This is a genomic window from Albibacterium sp. (genome assembly GCF_035514885.1).
Taxonomy (GTDB): Bacteria; Bacteroidota; Bacteroidia; order Sphingobacteriales; family Sphingobacteriaceae; genus Albibacterium.
Map to the genome: position 1 here is coordinate 375,540 of NZ_DATJCH010000012.1, position 19,168 is coordinate 394,707.

Here is a 19,168-nt window from a genome sequence, read left to right on the forward strand (position 1 = left end):
AACCAATATTCAATATAAATGAACGAAACCCATATTTTAAAAACCAAACAGCATTTTGAAATTCTTGATGGTTTAAGAGGTCTGGCCGCTATAGCGGTGGTTGTTTTCCATTTTATGGAATGGGCCTATTCAGATTTTACCCAAAACTTTATAGCGCATGGTTTTCTCGCAGTTGATTTCTTTTTCTGTCTTTCTGGCTTTGTTATTGGCTATGCTTATGATGATCGCATTGGCAAAATGGGTGTGATGGAGTTTTTTAAATCAAGGCTTATCAGGTTGCATCCGCTGATCGTCCTTGGTTCAATACTAGGCCTACTAGCTTTTTTGTTTGATCCGTTTAGCGATCATGCTGCATTGTACAGTGTCGGTGAAACCATATTGATATTTGTGAGTTCTATTTTTCTGATACCTTTTCCTGTAATGCAGGAGCGTGCCTTTAATTTATTCGGACTTAATGCGCCTGCGTGGTCGTTATTTTGGGAGTATGTAGCCAATATATTTTATGCGCTTATCCTTTGTCGTATTAGTCGCAAAAGTTTGCTTTTATTGATTTTGCTTGCTGCGACAATGCTCTTTTTTGTTGGCTACAGGACTGGTAATTTATTGGGTGGTTGGGATAATAATAGCTTCTGGGATGGTGGTGCACGCATTTTGTATTCATTTTTGGCGGGACTGGCCATTTACCGATTTAACCTAATCATTAAAAATAAACTGGGTTTTGTTGGTCTGTGTGTTTTGCTGTCATTGGCTTTTTTAATGCCGTATGGTGAATGGAATTGGCTTACAGAACCTTTGGTGGTACTATTGTATTTTCCGTTGCTGATAGCACTGGGAGCTGGAGCTACCCTAACAAGAGGTTTAAGGGTACTTTGTGTATTTTCCGGCAAAATATCCTACCCTTTGTATATGACACATTATGCTGTAATATGGATGTTTGGAAATTATTATACAAGTCATAATCCTTCTACCGGACAGCTTACTCTCATTATTATTGGTTCGTTGGTTCTTTTAGTAGGTTTTGCTTATCTGGTTATGACAGTATATGATATTCCGATAAGGAAATATTTAACCAATAAGAGGAAAAAGCAGATAGTGGGAAAGTAATCAATGAAAAGGTTGGAGTTAAAAAATATAGCAAGTTTCGGGTTTCATTCTATTAAAAACCTAACGATCTTTATCGTATAAAAATTGAATTAGGATGAAAGAGCAAGATTGCATCAACTATAAGCGAATTGCAGAAGCGATAGATTATATCAAGGCTAATTTTAAGCAACAACCCAATCTGGATGAGGTTGCCGAAAAAGTTCATTTAAGTTCTTTTCATTTTCAAAGACTATTTACTGAATGGGCAGGAACAAGTCCGAAGAAATTCTTGCAATATATCAGTGTTCAGCATGCCAAGAAATTACTTAAGGGAGAGCATGAAGTTACTTTATTTGATACCGCACATGAAACAGGTTTTTCGGGAGCAAGCAGGTTACATGATTTATTTATCAATATAGAAGGTATGACACCTTTTGAATATAAAAATGGTGGAATGGATCTTTCTATTAATTATAGTTTTTCAGGTAGTCCGTTTGGAAACCTGATAGTAGCATCGACATCAAAAGGCATCTGCCATATGGCTTTTGAAGATAATGAAGAAAAGGCTATTAGAGATTTGGAACTTAGGTTTCCGAATGCATCATTCCAATTTAAACTTGATCTAATACAGCAAAATGCGTTGTCCATATTTCAGAATGATTGGAGTGAGCTTTCTGAAATAAAACTTCATCTAAAAGGGACTGATTTTCAATTGAAAGTTTGGGAAGCTCTGTTAAAAATTCCAATGGGTGGTTTATCTACCTATGGTTCAATTGCCGGTAAAATTGGAAAACCAACAGCATCGAGAGCCGTTGGTACAGCTATTGGAAGTAATCCTGTTGCTTTTTTAATTCCCTGTCACCGAGTAATCCAGTCTACAGGGATCTTTGGTGGATATATGTGGGGTAATACAAGAAAAACTGCGATGATAGGTTGGGAAGGTGTAAAAGCAAATGTAGATATTTAATAATGGATTTGTTTAACAATGAGATAGACGTTAACCGTAATTTTTTGCCTAAAGATGGTACGGTTAATTATTATGGCAAATTGATTCCTTTAAAAGAAGCTGATTATTACTTGGAAGCTTTATTAAATCGGATTGAATGGAAGAATGATGAGGCTGTTATTTTTGGTAAACGCATTATAACTAAACGTAAGGTTGCCTGGTATGGTGATAAGCCTTTTGAATATACCTATTCAAATACAACTAAATCTGCTTTGCCCTGGACTAAAGAACTTCTTGAACTGAAAGCTATGGTAGAAGATCGGGTAGGAGAGAAATTCAACTCATGCTTGCTTAATTTATATCACAGCGGTGATGAAGGAATGGCATGGCATAGTGATGCTGAAAAGGATTTAAAAAAGAATGGAGCAATTGGTTCTTTGAGCTTCGGAGCAGAGAGAAAGTTTGCATTCAAGCATAAAGAAACGAAGGAAACAGTTTCTTTATACTTGGAGCATGGTAGTTTATTGATAATGAAAGATGCTACGCAGACTCATTGGTTGCATCGTTTACCGCCTTCAAAGTTAATTTCAAGGCCACGTGTAAATTTGACTTTTAGAACGATAGTAGAATAGCGTCTTTACTTTTAATGTATATCTGTTGGAATATCTACGTTCTTCTTGAACTTTTGAAGGTATAGTAGTGGGATTGAGAAAAGCATAATTAAGCCCGCGATCCAGTATGCATCGTTGTAAGTTAGTAATAAAGTTTGTTTAATAACAGTACCTTCTATTGCTTTAGCTGCCATTTGTTGTGCATCTAAACCAGAATAGCCTTTCCCCATGAAGTTGTGGATTAAGTTATTGAAACGTTCGACAAAGGCTGGATTATAATCATTAATGTTTGCTAGTAGGTTGCTGCGATGAAAACCTTGTCTGATGTGAATTAAGGTAGTTAAAGAAGCAATCCCGAATGATCCACCAAGTTGTCGCATCATGTTGTTTAATCCAGATCCCTGACCTATTTCTGGTCCTTTCAGATCTTGTATTGCTAAGGTGGTTAGAGGTACAAATAATAATGCCATACCTACTCCACGAATTACTAATGGCCAGAAGAAATCTCCTGTTCCCGAAGATAGTGTCGAATTACTTAGCATCCAGCAAAAAACGAAGAATAATAACATACCTACACTGGCCATAAATTGAGCAGGAACTCCTCTTTTAAGCATAATCCCGATAAATGGCATCATAATGATTGTACATACACCACCTGGAAAAAGGATTTCTCCGGTTTGTAATGGAGTGAAGCCAAGTAGATTCTGGCAAAAAATTGGGAATACAAATACAGAGCCATATAAACCGAAACCCAATACAAAGGAAGTAAACATACCTACTGAGAAACTTCGATGTCGCATGATTTTGAAGTTAACAATGGGATGGTCGGTACTAAGTTCTCGCCATATAAATAGTAGGACACCGAATATGGAAAGAATGGCTAATACAACGATGTAAGGGGTGGCAAACCAATCTTCACTTTCACCTTTCTCTAGCAGAGTTTGTAAACTGCCAACAGCAATTGCTAATAATCCAATACCCCACCAGTCAATAGGCATGCCTTTACCTTCTCGAGGTGTGCTTCTAACGAAAGTGTAAGTACAATAAGCCGCTAATATTCCAACTGGAATGTTAACATAAAAGATCCATGGCCAAGAACTGATTTCTATAATATAGCCACCGATAGTTGGACCTACGGTAGGGCCAACTACAGCACCCAAACCAAATAGGGCAGTTGCAATACCGACATCTTCTCTGGGCCAGGTTTCTAGTAAAATGGCTTGAGCTGTAGCTATAAGTCCACCGCCTGCGATACCTTGTAAAATTCGGAACCCAATCAGCTCTTCAAGCATGGTTGCATTTCCACATAGAAACGATGCTATTGTAAATAAAACGATGGAAGCTAGGAAGTAATTCTTTCTACCAAAACGGTTTCCGAGCCAACCTGACATAGGCAGGATGATTACATTTGCTACTGCATAACCTGTAGATAGCCAGGCAATATCTTCTAATGATGCTCCAAGATTACCTTGTATTTGGGGCAATGCCACGTTTACAATGGTCGTATCTATCAGTTCTAATAAGGAAGCTGTGATTACCGTAAACGTGATGATCCATTTTCTAAATCCTGTTTCTACCATTGAGTTATTTGGTGATTACTGATACTTGAACACTCATTCCGGGACGCAACTTTTCCATGATTTCTTGTGGTGCGTTGATTTTAATCTTGACAGGAATTCTTTGAACTACTTTTACGAAGTTTCCCGTTGCGTTATCAGGTGGCAATAAAGAGAATTTGGCACCTGTAGCAGGAGAAAAATTATAGACCGTTCCTTCAATCTTATCATCGGGATAAGCATCAACTTCAATATTAACAGGAGCACCAACTTTAATATCTTCTAATTGAGTTTCTTTAAAATTGGCAGTAACGTAAATGCTGTTTTCATTAACAATTGAAAAGAGCGTTTGCCCCGCTTGGACTAGTTGTCCTTTTTGAACGTTCTTTTTAGAAACAATACCGCTGGTAGGGGCCGTGATGTTTGTATAAGATAATTGTAGTTTAGCAAAATCTACATCTGCCTGGCGCTGGTCTAAACCAGTATTGGTGACCTCTAATTGTGATTTAGTAGTTGCTACCTGTTCGACAGCTGCTTTGTATTGATCTTGGGCTGCCTGATAAGAGGCTTGTGCTACGTCTCTTTGTACTTTCGCTTGGTCAAATTGCTGTTGTGTTATAGAACCATCTTTAATCAGATTGGCATAACGCTCGTAATCTTTATTAGCTTGCCATAATTTTGCCTTGGCAGATTCCGCTTGTGCTTTTGCGCTTGATGAATTGGCGAAAGTAGAGCTAATTTGTGATTGGGAGACATCAATCCCTGCGCTTGCACCACGTTGCGCTGCTAATGCTTGTTCTAATTTGATTCGGTAATCACGTTCGTCTAGTTTAAGCAAAATCTGATCTTGCGTTACTTTTTCGTTTTCTTCAAATAAAATAGAATCGACATAGCCACCAACGCGTGCTACCACTGGGCTGATATCTCCATCAATTTGAGCATCATCTGTATCTACGTGATTGCTATAATAGATGTATTCTTTTACTCCGAGAGCAGCACCAGCGATAATTACGAGAGCTAAGATGATTGGAATTACTTTTGATGATTTTTTTTGTTTGGTTTCCATTTAGATTCAATTTTATTTCAATGTTGCGGTTGATTTTAATAGGGTATAATAAGCAAGTATTGCATCGGCTTTTGCCAATTCCAAGTTTATTTGGGATTGAAATAATTGATTATTAGCATCGATACGATCTGTTACAGAAGCTATGGTGTTTTCATACTTTGATTCTAGTATTTTATCATTTTCCTGAGCCTGCGTAATAGAAGTTTGCAGAATTTTAATTCTTTCAACCGATTTTAAATAGTTTTGATAGTCTTGATTGACCTGCGTTTTTATTTGATCTTGAAAGATACCTTCATTGATCTGGATTTCTTCTTTTTTAATACGTGCTTCTGCTACTTTATTTTTGTTGGTCCACAGGTTGCTTAGATTCCATGTGAGGGTAGCGGCGATAGATACAGGTGCTAAGGATTGGTTAACAGGAGGTATAAATTTACCACTTGGGTTTATGAAATACATGTTAGCGCCAACTCCTAAAGTTGGTAAGAGATCGGCTTTAGCTGATTTTATATTATAATCAGCAACTTGAGTTTGTAAGCTTATTTGTTTGAGCTCTTCGCGGTTGTTTAGTGCATTGTCAATGTAGTTTGGTAACCCCACGATGATAGTTTGATCATCTGCTATTTTATTGATTATTAAGATTGTGCTTTCTGGTAAGCCTAATAATATATCCAAGTTATAGTTGACTACTTTTCGGTTATTTTCAAGATCAAGGCCAGTTAATTGAATATTGGATTTCTCTAATTGGAAACGTAATACATCGTTTTTAGTGACAATTCCTTGTTCAAAGAATCGTTCAGACTGTTTGATTTGCCGATCAATAACTCGAAGATTTTGTTCAACTACCTTTTCACTTTGTAGTACTTTGTATAAATTATAATAGGCATTGATGATATTATAAATGATATCTTGTTTGTTCTTATCGATATCAAGTCGGGCAACCTGAGTTAACAGATTGGTAGATTCTTTGGCAAATTTTAATTTGTTTCCTTGAAAAATCAGTTGCTGAATTGAAGCGGTACCTATGAATGCATTTGTGCGAGCAGGCAGGTCGAATGCTTCCTCATTACCAATCTGAAATTGATCATTTAATATTTCGGTATGATTGTAAGCAAAACTTGTACTGGCCGTAGGTAAGGCTTTATCTTTGACCTGATTATACTGTGAAATTGCTTCGTTTACACGCGATTGGGAGAGTTTGAGTTGTTTGCTGTTTTCTAAACCTAATTGAATGGCTTCATTAAGTGTTAGTACTTTTTCCTGAGCTTGTGAGTAAGTGAAAAAGCTTAGGAGAATTAATGTGATTCCAGCTCGTTTGAGCAGTTGTATTGTGTTTTTTAATAGAGAGCTTTCGATCTGCTTATTCGCTATTTTTATAGTCTTCATTGAGTAGGTAAGCTTTAAATAAGTTTTTTAAGTGATTTTTCATTCGAGGTTTAAGCTCTTCCTCCATCACTTTTTCATCTTCTACGTCTCTTTCTATTACCGCAGATGACATTTGTGGTGTATTGAGGATGTAGTACTTTGTCCCAAACAGGGTAGCAACCACCATTTCTACATCGATATCGGCTTTAAAACTGCCATTATTGATACCGTCTTTAATAATCTTTTTTACTTCTATTACGTTTTTTAAAAGAATATCTGTAATGGTTTTTGTAATTTCAGATCTTTGTGACAGGGATAGTTCACGATGTATTAATCTATGGAAACAACTATTGGGAATGATACGATCTATGTAGTAATCAACACATCGTTGGAGCTTCTCCCAAGAAGTGATATGTTCATTGTTAATATTTTGTAAGGTGGCTCTGAAAGTTGATACACGGCGTTCAAATACAGCAGTGAACAATCCATCCTTTGATCCAAAATAGTAATTTAGCATAGCCATATTAACTCCTGCTTCTTTTGAGATTATGCGGGTAGAAGCCCCGTCATACCCCAGATCGGAGAACATCCTTTCAGCAACGTCGAGAAGACGCTCTTTTTTATCTATTTTCTCTTTATCCATGTTCGTTTTTTTTGAGGATGCAAAATTAATCAAACGATTGATTAATTTTTTATTGGAATGCAAAAAAATATTGGGTTGATTGTAAGTAACTGATAAACAGTTATTTTATTTTAAGTATTCATATTGATAGCTACTTTGATTCTTACTAGGAAACACCTGGCATTAATACGGATATGAAAGGATAAATACGTGATTTTTATTTAGTTACTAACTAAAAAACCCAAAGGAGTGTTGACCTTATAGAGATAGAAATATTATATAATTTAAATATCAACATTATGAAAAAGTTATTTTTTGGTTTAGCAGCATCGCTTATATTTTGTTTTGCTGCAAGTAGTGCAAATGCGCAGGTGCAGGATACAACGAATGGACAGAAAGACGGTAATCTAGAAAAGAAAGTTCAGGCTGATACTATACAGGCTGATACTACAAAAGAAGATCCTGTTATAGTAACACCTGTACCAAATGATCCAACACCAACAACGGAGGGTACAACCGATAAGGGTTTGACTTCACCATCAAATCCGGGTATTCCAACACCTCCAGATGCACCATCAACATCTCCAGGTGTAGATCCATTCCCAAAGCCACAATCTGATATACCAAATGCGCCTCGTCCTAGTACTTCTCCAAATTCTCCAACAACACCTACTACTGGTTCGCCAATGTAAAAATACGATGTAGGTTTATGAAGATAGGGTTTTCCGGTTATTTGACCGTAGAACCCTTTTTTAGTTTATAAAAAAGCATATGTTGTTGATGTATTATAATAAATCTATTTTTGTAGATTAGATTTCTAATACCATTTATGCATACACATAAACTACAACCCAAAACTTCACAATATTCAAAAATCGTTATTCGAACTGCAGTAGCAGCTATGTTTTTTATGGCTGGACTCTGTTTCTCCAGTTGGGCATCAAGAATTGCAACCATACAACAAAAACTTTCCCTCTCTGACGTAGAGCTCGGAGGTGTATTATTTGCCCTGCCAGTAGGTTTGATGTTGTCCTTACCCTTGTCAGGTTGGGCTGTATCTAGGATAGGAAGTCGGAAATTATTAATGATAGCACTTACAGTTTATGGTTTATCGCTTATTAGCTTGGGTGCTGTTAATGAAGCTTATCAGCTTGTTATCTGTTTGGTTATTTTTGGTTTTGCAAGTAATGCAACAAATATTTCTGTTAATACACAGGCGGTAGTAACTGAAGCTTTATATGGTAGACCTATTATGGCATCGTTTCACGGTTTGTGGAGTTTGGCAGGATTTGTAGGTGCGCTTATAGGTACTTTTATGATTGGGAAAGAGATATTACCCGCTCCGCATTTTATGCTTATTGCCTTTATAACTATAATCTCTATAGTTTTCTGTTGGCGCTATTTAAATGATGATCATAACTCCGCCAGTTCTAGTCCTGCATTTGTTATACCAGATAAGTCTTTGTTGGTATTGGGGCTAATATCCTTTTGCTCAATGGTGTGTGAAGGAGCTATGTTTGATTGGAGTGTAATTTATTTCAAAAAAATAGTTTTGGCGGAAAAGGCATGGATAGCAGCAGGTTATACTGCGTTTATGTGTACAATGGCTCTGGGGCGCTTTGTTGCAGATAGTTTTGCAGCACGTTTTGGCTTAAAGCGGACTTTGCAAATTAGTGGTACCCTAACAGTAATGGGTTTGCTTGTAGCAGTTGTTTTTCCAACATTATATGCCGCTATTGTTGGGTTTTTACTTGTTGGTGCAGGGGTATCCTCAGTTGTACCGATGGTGTATAGCGTAGCTGGAAAATCAACAACCATGTCTCCAGGGGCTGCTATTGCCGCTGTTTCGACTATTGGATTTGTTGGTTTCTTAATTGGCCCACCCTTAATCGGATTTCTTTCAGGGGCATTTACACTTAGAATCGCGTTTGTTTTTATTGCACTTATGGGATCCTTTATAATTGTATTATCTACTAAAGCCAAAATTTGATATTGTAGATTCTATGAGGTTGTGATTGTAGAATCTACAATATCAAAATGTAGATATGGTCTAGATTCTATAGATGCGATCTTAACATCCAAGCTATCTTTTCATGGGTTTGAAGTATTCCTGTTATAAAGTCACTTGAACCTACATCATTCCAATCTTCTTCGTAAACAGAGATATTTGCACGTAATTCTTTAATTATAGCTTCATGGTCTTCTAATAGTTCTTTTAAGAAGCCCGCTCCGTCGTTCTTTTTACTTTTTTTCTCAGACAGATGGGTTAGTTCCAAGTAAGCCTTTAATGTAGCCTCGGCATAATGACCGATGGAGCGAATTCTTTCAGCTATATCGTCAATTAATTGTGCTAATAGACCATACTGCTCTTCTAGGAATAAATGCAATGCATGAAAATTAGGATCTTCTACATTCCAATGTGCATTTCTTGTTTTAATATACAATACTGTTTCATCGGCTAATAGTATGTTAAGAGAATGTGCAACTTTTGATAAGTTTTCTTGAGTTATACCAATATTTGATTTCATAGTTGAATTGTTTTTAAGATTTGAATTAGTATAACAGTTGAGACTTAAATAAGTTTTATACTAGAATCTTAAAATAAAAATATTAAATGTAATATTGCGAATGAAAACAAAACTTGGAGTGTATGTTTTCAAACCTCAATATAATTGCAAAACATAAACATTTCGTTTATATATAAATAGAATGGAAAGTACTTTAATTCTGATCCAATGTAAAGATAGTATTGGATTGGTTACTTCGGTTACACAAATCCTTGCTGCTCAACATTTGAATATTATTAGTATGCGGGAGTTTGTTGATGAGGCCTCATCGCGCTTCTTTGCTCGAATTGAATGCAATGGCTTACCAAAAGATAAAGAATATCTTTATAATGAACTAAAGGATGCTTTGCCTGATCAGTCAGTCATTACAATAAATCCAAGTAAAAGAAAGAAGATAGCCATCTTTGTTACAAAGGAATATCATTGTTTGGGTGATATATTGATGAGAAATTTCTTTGATACATTGGGAGCAGAGATACAATGTGTTATCGGAAATCATGAGTACTTAAGATCTATTACAGAACGCTTTTCTCTTCCTTTTTACTATATCTCACATGAGGGAAAAAGTAAAGAAGAGTTCGAAGGAGAAATTCTTTATACTCTATCAAACTACCAGCCTGACTATTTAATCTTAGCTAAGTTTATGCGGATTTTGTCGCCAGAGTTTATATCACATTACACAGGAAAAATAATCAATATTCATCATTCATTCTTACCTGCATTTATAGGAGCTAATCCTTATCGCAAGGCTTTTGAACGTGGTGTTAAGATAATTGGAGCTACTGCACACTTCGTAACTGGCGACCTGGATGAAGGTCCTATCATTAAACAGCAGATTATCCATATTAATCATAATTATGGTGTTTCCCAAATGAGAATTGCCGGAAAGGAGGTTGAAATGGCCGTATTGAGCAAAGCGATAGCCTTAGTCCTTGAGGATCGCGTTTTTATTACCGGTAATAAAACTATTGTGTTTGAATAGTTTCAAATACAATAGTTTGTTTCATATTTAAAATTCTTGAAGTTGATGTTTATTTCCCAGAATAAGTTAATTGCATTTTAGAACAAGTTCCATTAACTATAGTTATAGCAGAAGGACCCCATTTAATATTGTTACATTCTGCTGTGAAGGTATAACTTCCTTGAGGTAACGAGAATGTTGCGGTACCCACTTCATTACAATTTGGCGACGAACTAAAATAACTATCAATTACTTTCGAAACCCCGTTAATAGTGACAGTTACAGGCCCACAGTCATAGTCTGCTGAAGTCCAGAATGTGTAATTACCGGTTCCCTGGTTTCCATTTCCGTTCTCGTTGCCATTATTATTACCTGTTCCCGGGTTAGCAGTTCCACAAGAGCTTACAGGAACTAGGTCATATCCATAAAATTGTTGTTTTTTAGGAAGAAAAGTTAAAAGAGCAATCTGGATGTCTACAGGAGTTCCATTTGTACTTTCATGAATGATTCTTAATTCACCATTACTACTATAAAATTCACCTGTTGACGTGACCATAGCTCCCCATTTAATGGGTACAGTGCTTCCTGGACTAAAGGCACTGGCTTTATAAGTAATTACACCTGTTCCATCACTTTTATATTGTACACAAAAATCAAAATCATCAGAATTCCAATAACCGATAACTTCAGGAATTTTGTATGTAGTAGTAGTAGTTTGACCAGCTGCTGATAAGCACTGAAAACCACTAGGCATACTATTGCAATTTAGCTTTTGTATTTCTTCGTTTGGTGCAATACTTTTTTCGCAGGAAAAGCAAGTGATAATTAGAAATAATACTATGATTCTGAATGTTAATTTCATAAAAATTACTTAAGATTGAAACTTAACGAAGATATAACCGTCTGATTCATGAATCAATACCCACTTTTAAGTATTTAATTAGGGCAAAAGGAAATTGAGAGGTAAAAGATTTTGATTCAATGCATTGATTAAATTAAGATTAGATTTTTATTTAAACAATAACTATTAAATAGACGTTCTGATTTTAACAACTTAAAAATAGAATGTATGAAGGATAAAATCGAAAAAGGTAATAAAGCAACATTTCCACAAAGTAAAGGTAAGAGTAAAAGCAATAAGGAAAACCAAGATCAGAGTTTATTCAAACAAGATATATTGGAAAGTGCCAGCAGTCCAGATGATGCTGATTTAGGTAATCAAATGGATGATGATATTCTGATTATTGATGAAGATGCCTTGGAGAATCCTAATCCAACAAAACAGGAAGGAGAGGAAAATGAAAGACCCGGTGGCGGATTACGAAAATAATTTAACATTCAACTTTTGTAAAAAGTTATTTATTTGTTGAATGAAATTATTAATTTGCGTACGATTTATAAACAACTAAATTTTATGACAAAGAACATTATGCTATTGTTGTGCGGAACATTTTGTGCACAATATGCTTTTTCCCAAAATTCAATTTCGCTTAACAATTCAAATTTAATTGCAAGTAAAGTTGAAAAGCCTATGAGTCATGATCATATGGCCATGAATCATACATCAATGACTGATGTGCCCGCTGTAAAAGCTGTAAGAAGCGCAGACGATGCTGCTAAACGTGTGACAACAATGCCTGCGAGTTGGAAAGGTGTGGTTGACAAAACAATTAACTTGGGTACTTTACCTGGATTGAAGTTTGATGCCTCTGCGATTACAGTTAAAGCTGGAAGCAAGGTTAAATTAACTTTTAATAACAAGGACGTAATGCCTCATAATTTTGTTCTGACAGATATTAATGCTGGAACAGAAGTCGGTCAATTAGCTATGAAACTAGGAGCTAAAGGCCCCGAAATGGATTACGTACCAAGCACACCGAAAGTTTTAGAGTATACATCTATTATTGATCCTCAAAAATCAGAAACTATTTATTTCAACGCTCCTAGTAAGCCAGGTAGTTATCCTTTCATATGCTCTTTCCCTGGGCATTACATTATTATGAAGGGTGTAATTACCGTAACCCAATAAATTTTGTAAAACATTTCATACACCTCCAGTTTGTTTTAAATAAGCTGGAGGTGTGTCATTTTGAAAATTAAATTCATAAATATTGGATTAATAATTAATCACTTTTATAAAGAAAGTATTTAATTATTATTAATTCCGTATTTAATTAATCTTTTGTTTGATAATTTCAATAATAATATGGTATCTTTGTTTTGAAATTTATAAATATTAGGTAAAGAACATAAAAAAGATTTTATATGTGTGGTATCATTGGAGCTTTTGATTTAAAAGGTCGTTCGCCTGAGCTGAGAACTCGCGTTCTTAAAATGTCAAAAAAGATTCGTCATCGTGGACCGGATTGGTCTGGAATATTTAGTAACGATAATGCAATTCTTTCTCATGAACGTTTAGCAATTGTTGATCCTAAATCTGGTAATCAACCTTTATATAGTACTGATGGAAAGCTTGTTTTAGCTGTTAATGGCGAAATATACAATCACCAAGAGCTTCGCGCACAGTTTCCTGATTATGATTTTAAAACAGAAACTGATAGTGAAATACTTTTAGCTCTTTACCAAGAAAAAGGTCCAACCTTTTTGGATGAATTGAATGGTATTTTTGCTTTTGCAATTTATGATCTTGAAAAAGATGCTTATTTCATTGCAAGAGATCATATTGGTATCGTGCCACTTTATATTGGTTGGGATGACCAAGGAACATTTTATGTTGCATCTGAACTTAAGGCACTAGAAGGCGTGTGTACAACCATTGAAACTTTTAAGCCTGGACATTACATTTATAGTAAAGATGGGCAACAGTTTCAACAATGGTATAAAAGAGATTGGGAATCTTACGAAAATATAAAAGATAATGAAGCTGATATCGAAACCTTACGATTAGGTTTGGAAGCTGCGGTTCATCGTCAGTTAATGTCAGATGTTCCTTATGGTGTTTTACTATCAGGTGGATTGGATTCTTCAGTTATAGCGGCAGTTACTAAATTATTTGCATCAAAGCGTATTGAATCAAATGACAAAGAAAGTGCCTGGTATCCTCAATTGCATTCTTTTGCAGTTGGTTTACATGGGTCTCCGGATTTAATTGCTGCGCGAAAGGCGGCAGATCATATTGGTACAGTTCATCATGAAATAAACTTTAGTATACAAGAAGGTTTAGATGCAATACGTGATGTTATTTATCATTTAGAAACATACGATGTTACCACCATTAGAGCGTCTACCCCAATGTATTTATTGGCTCGCGTTATCAAATCGATGGGAATAAAGATGGTTTTATCAGGAGAGGGTTCTGATGAGTTGTTTGGAGGATATTTATACTTCCATAAGGCTCCTAATGCTAAAGAATTTCATGAAGAAACCGTTAGAAAACTTAGTAAGCTGCATTTGTACGATTGTTTAAGAGCAAATAAATCGTTAGCAGCTTGGGGTATTGAAGGTCGTGTTCCTTTCTTAGATAAAGAGTTTATGGATATTGCGATGCGTTTAAACCCAAAAGATAAAATGATTGGTGGAGGACGTATTGAGAAATGGGTTGTTAGAAAAGCATTCGAAGATTATTTACCAGAAAGTATTGTTTGGCGTCAAAAAGAACAATTCTCTGATGGAGTAGGATATAGCTGGATTGATACTTTAAAAGCGCAAGCTGAAACAAAGGTAAGTGATCAGGAATTGGCTGATGCAGATAAGAAATTCCCAATTAACCCTCCAAGAAATAAGGAAGAGTATTTATATAGAAGTATTTTCCAAGAGCATTTCCCATCCGATTCTGCGGCTCTTACCGTACCTTCAGTTCCTTCGGTAGCTTGTAGTACACCTGAGGCGTTAGCATGGGATGCGTCATTCTTGAATCAGAATGATCCTTCTGGAAGAGCAGTTGGTTCTGTTCATCAAGAGAGTTATACAAAATTACCTGTTGAGTAAACTATCTTCTTATCTTATTGTTAGAAGTATAGTATAATAGATTTGATTTAAATCCCTGAATATACTTTATATTCAGGGATTTTTTGTGTTATGTACCTTGTGATAGAAGTGTTTTCTTCCAGCGTTTGAATCCGTAAACACTCATAATAGTATAGAACACAGAGAGGATTGCGAAGAAGTATAAGCCCCGGTCTAACTGTAAGAATATAGATGCTGCGTTCAGTAGAAACCAATAATGCCAGGTAGATAGCACCTTTCTTGCTTCCATATAAGTTGCTACGAAGCTAAAAACAGTGATAACAGCATCTATATAGGGTCTTTCGGAATTTGTATAACGATGCATAATTATACCTAGTACCATACTTAATATTCCAGATGTAAGAATGGCTATTACATGATTAGTTGGCCTCCAGATTCGTATTGGTACATTCACCTTTTCGCTGGCCGCTTCTTTTTTTTGATGCCTATACCAATAGGTCCACCCATAGAAACCGGCAAGAATATAATAAATATTAAGTCCTGCTTCTAAGTAAAGTGTTACATGCACATATAGATATACCGTAATAGCAGATGCCAGTATCCCGAATACCCAACACCATATATTCTCTCGGATCATTAAAATTAAATATAAGATACCAAAGACTACAGATATTATTTCTAGGATGGTGTTTAAATTCATGGCTTGCAAAGTAAATGAAAATTTATAATGGAAAGAAGAATTAAAACTTTTATCTATAATACCTGTTTTACAAGCTCATCAGTTTTATTATACTTCTATGATTGAAACATACGAAATTGTTATTCGTTTAGGTAGTGCTGCTTTCTGTGGGGCATTAATTGGTATCGAAAGAGAACGCAAGGAATGGGCAGCCGGCATGAGAACACATATGATGGTGGCTGTGGGGTCTGCTTTATATATGATTGTTTCTTCATATGGTTTTGAGGAATTAATGAAACATCCGAATGTTTCATTAGATCCTTCTAGGGTTGCATCGCAGGTTGTAAGTGGAATTGGATTCTTAGGTGCGGGAACTATTATATTTTTGAGGCACGGCATTATTCGAGGTTTAACAACAGCATCAGGATTATGGACAGTAGCTGCCATTGGCTTAGCTGTTGGTGGTGGGATGTATTGGGCAGCATTGGCAACAACAGCTATCGTAATTACTATTTTATGGCTATTGCAGCCAGTAGAAGGTCTTTTATTCGCAAGAACAAGTAAGAGGAATTTGGTAATACATTTTGATTCTATCGAAGATTCAAACTTTATTATAGATGTTATTTTGCAAAATGAGTCGTATGATATTCATCATTTTGCATTAGATAGAAAACCTGATGGTACGCTAACTTTAAAAATAAACTCACCCAAAAATAAGGATCTCAAACAAATTGCTGCAATAATTGGTAAGGATGCCAGAGTTAAAAGTATTGATTTCGTATAATTTTTTGATAATAGAACTAAAAGATCGGACAGCCGGTTGAATTGTAAACAATATCAAAGGGTGCGTCCCGATCTCGAACTTGTCCACCGTCTTCACGAGTAAGAAATGCCTGTTGTTTTAAATTATTGCTATCTAGAAGAAATTGTGTATGAATCGTATCTATAATTCCTTCTTGCATATAGCTCCAAACAACATTTAGTGTGTCATCGCGTTTTATTCCATTGATTATTCCTCTTCTTGCATCTTTCATAGCAGGAATCCAATTATATACACCACTAATTGAGTCTCCCTTTAGACGTACATAGATATAGGTTGAGTCTTGCATTTGAGTTCCGTCTAACTTGAGAAAACACATTTCGGAGAGAGGCGTGGAGGTTGAAGAGGAGTCCTGACTTGTAACAAAAGTCGTATCCTTTCCATCAATTTTTGTTGATTCATTGAAACATGCTCCTAGAAAAGGGAGTATAAATAGTATTAAGAGGGTTCTGTTTTTCATATTTGAGAATCAAATTTAATGTATTTAATATCACAAAAATCAGTCCATGGATTTTAATTCAAGAATTGATGCGATTATATAAAACAACCTCTGAATGTAAACGTTATAATTTAAGAAACACAATAAAATTTATTATGAAAAGCAATGTAAATAAAATATTGGATTCAGTAGTTGATGTAATAATACAATCAACAGATGATGTAAACATTAGTACGTCTGAAAGAATAATATCAGTAGGGACCGGAAGTTTTATAATATGGAAGGGGATGAAAGATATTTTTTCAAAACCATCTAATTCTATTTGGGAAATCGCTTTGGGTGGTGCTTTGTTATATCGTGGCGTTACAGGTTACTGTAAGATAAAAGATAAAATATTGCCAAGAAAAGAAGAGCAAACAACAACCTATTTGGTTGAAGCTCTGTAGATAATATCAATATAAAAGAAAGAGGCCGTTATTTCTAACGGCCTCTCTTTATTTACAATGGTTAATAATCTGTTCTCGTGAGATTATTTGGCATTTTCATCGCCTTCCATTTGTTTTTTCAATTTAGCAAGAACATCTAAGTCACCTAAAGTAGATTTTTCAACTGAATCCTTTACTTTTTTAACAGCACCTGAAGATGCTTTGGCTTCTTTCTTACGAGCATTGAACTCTTCAACACGAGCTTCAGCACGTTCATCTTCCCAAATACGTGAGTGAGAGATTACGATACGTTTTGCATCTTTATTGAATTCAATGATTTTAAATTGTTCTGTGTCATCTGCTTTTAAAGCTGAACCATCTTGTTTAACACTGTGTTTGCTAGGACTGAATCCTTCAACACCATAGGCTAAAGCTACGATAGCACCTTTTTCACCAACTTTTAATACAGTTCCTTCGTGAATAGAATCAACTGTAAAAATAGTTTCGAAGGTATCCCAAGGGTTTTCTTCTAATTGCTTATGACCTAAGCTTAATTTACGATTTTGCTCATCAAGTTCAAGAACAACAACATCGATTACTTCATTTGCTTTCGTAAATTCGTTTGGATGATTGATTTTCTTAGACCATGATAAATCAGAAATATGAATTAATCCGTCAATTCCTTCTTCGATTTCAACAAAGACACCAAAGTTAGTCATGTTCTTAACAGTTGCAGTATGCTTGCTACCAATAGGGTAACGCTCAGCAATGTCTTTCCATGGATCAGGAGTTAATTGTTTAATTCCTAAGCTCATTTTTCGCTCTTCGCGATCTAGAGTTAAAATTTGTGCTTCAATCTCATCACCAGTCTTTATGAAGTCTTGTGGACTGCGTAAATTTTGTGACCAAGACATTTCTGAAACGTGAATTAACCCTTCAACACCTGGAGTAATTTCTAAGAAAGCACCGTAATCAGCTACAGTAACAATTCTTCCTTTTACTTTAGAACCTACTTCAAGAGAAGTATCTAAAGATTCCCAAGGATGTGGTGTTAATTGTTTCAAACCTAAAGCAATACGTTTTTTCTCATCATCAAAGTCAAGAACAACAACGTTCACTTTCTCATCTAATGATAAAACTTCTTTTGGGTGTTCAATACGTCCCCATGAAATATCAGTAATATGCAATAAACCATCTACTCCGCCTAAATCAATGAATACACCGAAATCAGTGATATTCTTAACAGTTCCTTCAAGAACTTGGCCTTTCTCTAGTTTAGCAACAATTTCTGTTTTTTGATTTTCTAAATCGTCTTCAATTAAGACTTTATGAGAAACAACTACATTTTTAAATTCATGATTGATTTTAACAACCTTGAATTCCATTGTTTTACCTACATAAATATCGTAATCGCGAATTGGTTTAATATCAATTTGAGATCCTGGTAAGAATGCTTCTACACCTTGGATATCAACAATTAAACCACCTTTAGTACGACTTTTTACAAAGCCTTTAATAATAATGTCATTCTCAAGAGCTTCATTAATAGCTTCCCACGAGCGTTGAGTTTTCGCACGTTTACGAGACAGTATTAATTGTCCGTTTTCATCTTCTTGAGTTTCAACAAATACGTCAACCGTATCACCAACTTTAAGATCTGGTAAATCGCGGAATTCAGTAAAAGACACAAAACCGTCTGATTTGTAACCAACGTTTAGTACTACATCTTTGCTGTTAATTGAAACCACAGTTCCTTTAACAATTTCTCCCTGATTGATTGAATTGAAAGTGCCGGAATATTGCTCTTCTAATTTTTCGCGTTCTGCGTCATTGTAGTTCCCGAAACCTTTGGTGTCTTGATCCCAGTCAAAATCACCTTCTGGGGTAATCCAAGTATTGGATTTGATTTCGTCAATGAACGATGAATCAGCTTCTGATTCGATGTTCTCTTTTTCTTTTACTGATTCTAAATCAGTGTCTTGAAGTTCGGCTTTTTTAGCCTCTAGTTCTTTTGCTGCTTCTTGTTTTTTTGCCATTAATTAATTTATCTCCTTTTCCCGACCTTGATCAGGACTGCAAATGTAGGAAATAAATTATTGAAAAA

20 protein-coding genes are annotated in these 19,168 nt (G+C 35.5%); 11 read left to right on the plus strand and 9 right to left on the minus strand.

The features are described 5' to 3' along the window. The first annotated feature begins 18 nt into the window (after positions 1–18). From VL047_RS05555 to VL047_RS05565, 3 genes are all read left to right on the plus strand, one after another. On the plus strand, positions 19–1,104 hold the full coding sequence (locus VL047_RS05555) for an acyltransferase (protein ID WP_325359104.1): 1,086 nt from the start codon (positions 19–21) through the stop codon (positions 1,102–1,104). Between the two features lie 94 nt (positions 1,105–1,198). Continuing rightward, a complete protein-coding gene (locus VL047_RS05560; RefSeq protein ID WP_325359105.1) occupies positions 1,199–2,050 on the plus strand; it encodes a methylated-DNA--[protein]-cysteine S-methyltransferase in 852 nt (283 codons plus the stop codon). A 2-nt stretch (positions 2,051–2,052) separates the two neighbouring features. Then, complete coding sequence (locus VL047_RS05565) at positions 2,053–2,661, plus strand: alpha-ketoglutarate-dependent dioxygenase AlkB family protein (RefSeq protein ID WP_325359106.1); 609 nt, start codon at positions 2,053–2,055, stop codon at positions 2,659–2,661. Positions 2,662–2,672: 11 nt separating this feature from the next. Here the strand turns inward: VL047_RS05565 and VL047_RS05570 are convergent, their stop codons facing one another. The 4 genes from VL047_RS05570 to VL047_RS05585 are packed head-to-tail and all read right to left on the minus strand — an operon-like array spanning position 2,673 to position 7,267. Then, entirely contained in the window at positions 2,673–4,220 is a 1,548-nt protein-coding gene (locus tag VL047_RS05570) for a DHA2 family efflux MFS transporter permease subunit (protein ID WP_325359107.1), read from the minus strand. Positions 4,221–4,224: 4 nt separating this feature from the next. Continuing rightward, on the minus strand, positions 4,225–5,262 hold the full coding sequence (locus VL047_RS05575; RefSeq protein WP_325359108.1) for an HlyD family secretion protein: 1,038 nt from the start codon (positions 5,260–5,262) through the stop codon (positions 4,225–4,227). A 12-nt stretch (positions 5,263–5,274) separates the two neighbouring features. Next, a complete protein-coding gene (locus VL047_RS05580) occupies positions 5,275–6,645 on the minus strand; it encodes a TolC family protein (protein ID WP_325359109.1) in 1,371 nt (456 codons plus the stop codon). Further along, the gene (locus VL047_RS05585; protein WP_325359110.1) at positions 6,620–7,267 is read right to left on the minus strand and encodes a TetR/AcrR family transcriptional regulator; all 648 of its coding nucleotides are present in this window, start codon (positions 7,265–7,267) and stop codon (positions 6,620–6,622) included. The genes VL047_RS05580 and VL047_RS05585 overlap by 26 nt, the downstream gene beginning before the upstream one ends. A gap of 278 nt (positions 7,268–7,545) precedes the next feature. On the opposite strand from VL047_RS05585, the gene VL047_RS05590 reads away from it, so the two are divergent. Further along, complete coding sequence (locus VL047_RS05590) at positions 7,546–7,938, plus strand: hypothetical protein (protein WP_325359111.1); 393 nt, start codon at positions 7,546–7,548, stop codon at positions 7,936–7,938. Positions 7,939–8,075: 137 nt separating this feature from the next. After that, positions 8,076–9,236 (plus strand): MFS transporter, encoded by a 1,161-nt coding sequence (locus VL047_RS05595; RefSeq protein WP_325359112.1) that lies wholly within the window; start codon positions 8,076–8,078, stop codon positions 9,234–9,236. A gap of 67 nt (positions 9,237–9,303) precedes the next feature. Here VL047_RS05595 and VL047_RS05600 read toward each other — a convergent pair whose 3' ends face one another. Beyond that, positions 9,304–9,774 carry a DNA starvation/stationary phase protection protein gene (locus VL047_RS05600; RefSeq protein WP_325359113.1) on the minus strand — a complete coding sequence of 157 codons (471 nt, stop codon included), beginning with the start codon at positions 9,772–9,774 and terminating at the stop codon, positions 9,304–9,306. 181 nt (positions 9,775–9,955) lie between these two features. On the opposite strand from VL047_RS05600, the gene purU reads away from it, so the two are divergent. Then, positions 9,956–10,795 (plus strand): formyltetrahydrofolate deformylase, encoded by an 840-nt coding sequence (purU, locus tag VL047_RS05605; protein ID WP_325359114.1) that lies wholly within the window; start codon positions 9,956–9,958, stop codon positions 10,793–10,795. 49 nt (positions 10,796–10,844) lie between these two features. Here purU and VL047_RS05610 read toward each other — a convergent pair whose 3' ends face one another. Next, the gene (locus VL047_RS05610) at positions 10,845–11,636 is read right to left on the minus strand and encodes a hypothetical protein (protein ID WP_325359115.1); all 792 of its coding nucleotides are present in this window, start codon (positions 11,634–11,636) and stop codon (positions 10,845–10,847) included. Between the two features lie 207 nt (positions 11,637–11,843). On the opposite strand from VL047_RS05610, the gene VL047_RS05615 reads away from it, so the two are divergent. The 3 genes from VL047_RS05615 to asnB all read left to right on the plus strand — a co-directional run bounded on the left by VL047_RS05615 (position 11,844) and on the right by asnB (position 14,722). Further along, positions 11,844–12,104: a hypothetical protein gene (locus VL047_RS05615; protein ID WP_325359116.1), complete on the plus strand. Its 261-nt coding sequence runs from the start codon at positions 11,844–11,846 to the stop codon at positions 12,102–12,104. Positions 12,105–12,305: 201 nt separating this feature from the next. After that, positions 12,306–12,803, plus strand: coding sequence for a plastocyanin/azurin family copper-binding protein (locus VL047_RS05620; RefSeq protein ID WP_325359117.1), 498 nt, complete (start codon positions 12,306–12,308; stop codon positions 12,801–12,803). A gap of 236 nt (positions 12,804–13,039) precedes the next feature. Beyond that, on the plus strand, positions 13,040–14,722 hold the full coding sequence (asnB, locus tag VL047_RS05625) for an asparagine synthase B (protein ID WP_325359118.1): 1,683 nt from the start codon (positions 13,040–13,042) through the stop codon (positions 14,720–14,722). A gap of 88 nt (positions 14,723–14,810) precedes the next feature. Here the strand turns inward: asnB and pnuC are convergent, their stop codons facing one another. Beyond that, the gene (pnuC, locus tag VL047_RS05630) at positions 14,811–15,401 is read right to left on the minus strand and encodes a nicotinamide riboside transporter PnuC (protein WP_325359119.1); all 591 of its coding nucleotides are present in this window, start codon (positions 15,399–15,401) and stop codon (positions 14,811–14,813) included. A gap of 97 nt (positions 15,402–15,498) precedes the next feature. On the opposite strand from pnuC, the gene VL047_RS05635 reads away from it, so the two are divergent. Continuing rightward, a complete protein-coding gene (locus VL047_RS05635; protein ID WP_325359120.1) occupies positions 15,499–16,164 on the plus strand; it encodes an MgtC/SapB family protein in 666 nt (221 codons plus the stop codon). Between the two features lie 16 nt (positions 16,165–16,180). On the opposite strand, the gene VL047_RS05640 is transcribed toward VL047_RS05635, so the two are convergent. Continuing rightward, positions 16,181–16,660, minus strand: coding sequence for a hypothetical protein (locus VL047_RS05640; RefSeq protein ID WP_325359121.1), 480 nt, complete (start codon positions 16,658–16,660; stop codon positions 16,181–16,183). Between the two features lie 134 nt (positions 16,661–16,794). Between VL047_RS05640 and VL047_RS05645 the strand changes: the two genes are divergently transcribed. Continuing rightward, the gene (locus VL047_RS05645) at positions 16,795–17,085 is read left to right on the plus strand and encodes a DUF2892 domain-containing protein (RefSeq protein ID WP_325359122.1); all 291 of its coding nucleotides are present in this window, start codon (positions 16,795–16,797) and stop codon (positions 17,083–17,085) included. An 83-nt stretch (positions 17,086–17,168) separates the two neighbouring features. Here the strand turns inward: VL047_RS05645 and rpsA are convergent, their stop codons facing one another. Further along, on the minus strand, positions 17,169–19,100 hold the full coding sequence (gene rpsA / locus VL047_RS05650) for a 30S ribosomal protein S1 (protein WP_325359123.1): 1,932 nt from the start codon (positions 19,098–19,100) through the stop codon (positions 17,169–17,171). Positions 19,101–19,168: the final 68 nt, after the last annotated feature.

Coding starts and splice junctions, on each gene's coding strand:
- VL047_RS05620 (WP_325359117.1), top strand. CDS start 12,306: ATGAGTCATGATCATATGGCCATGAATCATACATCAATGACTGATGTG.
- VL047_RS05570 (WP_325359107.1), bottom strand. CDS start 4,220: ATGGTAGAAACAGGATTTAGAAAATGGATCATCACGTTTACGGTAATC.
- VL047_RS05575 (WP_325359108.1), bottom strand. CDS start 5,262: ATGGAAACCAAACAAAAAAAATCATCAAAAGTAATTCCAATCATCTTA.
- VL047_RS05635 (WP_325359120.1), top strand. CDS start 15,499: ATGATTGAAACATACGAAATTGTTATTCGTTTAGGTAGTGCTGCTTTC.
- VL047_RS05580 (WP_325359109.1), bottom strand. CDS start 6,645: ATGAAGACTATAAAAATAGCGAATAAGCAGATCGAAAGCTCTCTATTA.
- VL047_RS05565 (WP_325359106.1), top strand. CDS start 2,053: ATGGATTTGTTTAACAATGAGATAGACGTTAACCGTAATTTTTTGCCT.
- purU (WP_325359114.1), top strand. CDS start 9,956: ATGGAAAGTACTTTAATTCTGATCCAATGTAAAGATAGTATTGGATTG.
- VL047_RS05610 (WP_325359115.1), bottom strand. CDS start 11,636: ATGAAATTAACATTCAGAATCATAGTATTATTTCTAATTATCACTTGC.
- VL047_RS05560 (WP_325359105.1), top strand. CDS start 1,199: ATGAAAGAGCAAGATTGCATCAACTATAAGCGAATTGCAGAAGCGATA.
- VL047_RS05590 (WP_325359111.1), top strand. CDS start 7,546: ATGAAAAAGTTATTTTTTGGTTTAGCAGCATCGCTTATATTTTGTTTT.
- VL047_RS05585 (WP_325359110.1), bottom strand. CDS start 7,267: ATGGATAAAGAGAAAATAGATAAAAAAGAGCGTCTTCTCGACGTTGCT.
- VL047_RS05600 (WP_325359113.1), bottom strand. CDS start 9,774: ATGAAATCAAATATTGGTATAACTCAAGAAAACTTATCAAAAGTTGCA.
- VL047_RS05555 (WP_325359104.1), top strand. CDS start 19: ATGAACGAAACCCATATTTTAAAAACCAAACAGCATTTTGAAATTCTT.
- VL047_RS05595 (WP_325359112.1), top strand. CDS start 8,076: ATGCATACACATAAACTACAACCCAAAACTTCACAATATTCAAAAATC.
- rpsA (WP_325359123.1), bottom strand. CDS start 19,100: ATGGCAAAAAAACAAGAAGCAGCAAAAGAACTAGAGGCTAAAAAAGCC.
- VL047_RS05645 (WP_325359122.1), top strand. CDS start 16,795: ATGAAAAGCAATGTAAATAAAATATTGGATTCAGTAGTTGATGTAATA.
- pnuC (WP_325359119.1), bottom strand. CDS start 15,401: ATGAATTTAAACACCATCCTAGAAATAATATCTGTAGTCTTTGGTATC.
- VL047_RS05640 (WP_325359121.1), bottom strand. CDS start 16,660: ATGAAAAACAGAACCCTCTTAATACTATTTATACTCCCTTTTCTAGGA.
- asnB (WP_325359118.1), top strand. CDS start 13,040: ATGTGTGGTATCATTGGAGCTTTTGATTTAAAAGGTCGTTCGCCTGAG.
- VL047_RS05615 (WP_325359116.1), top strand. CDS start 11,844: ATGAAGGATAAAATCGAAAAAGGTAATAAAGCAACATTTCCACAAAGT.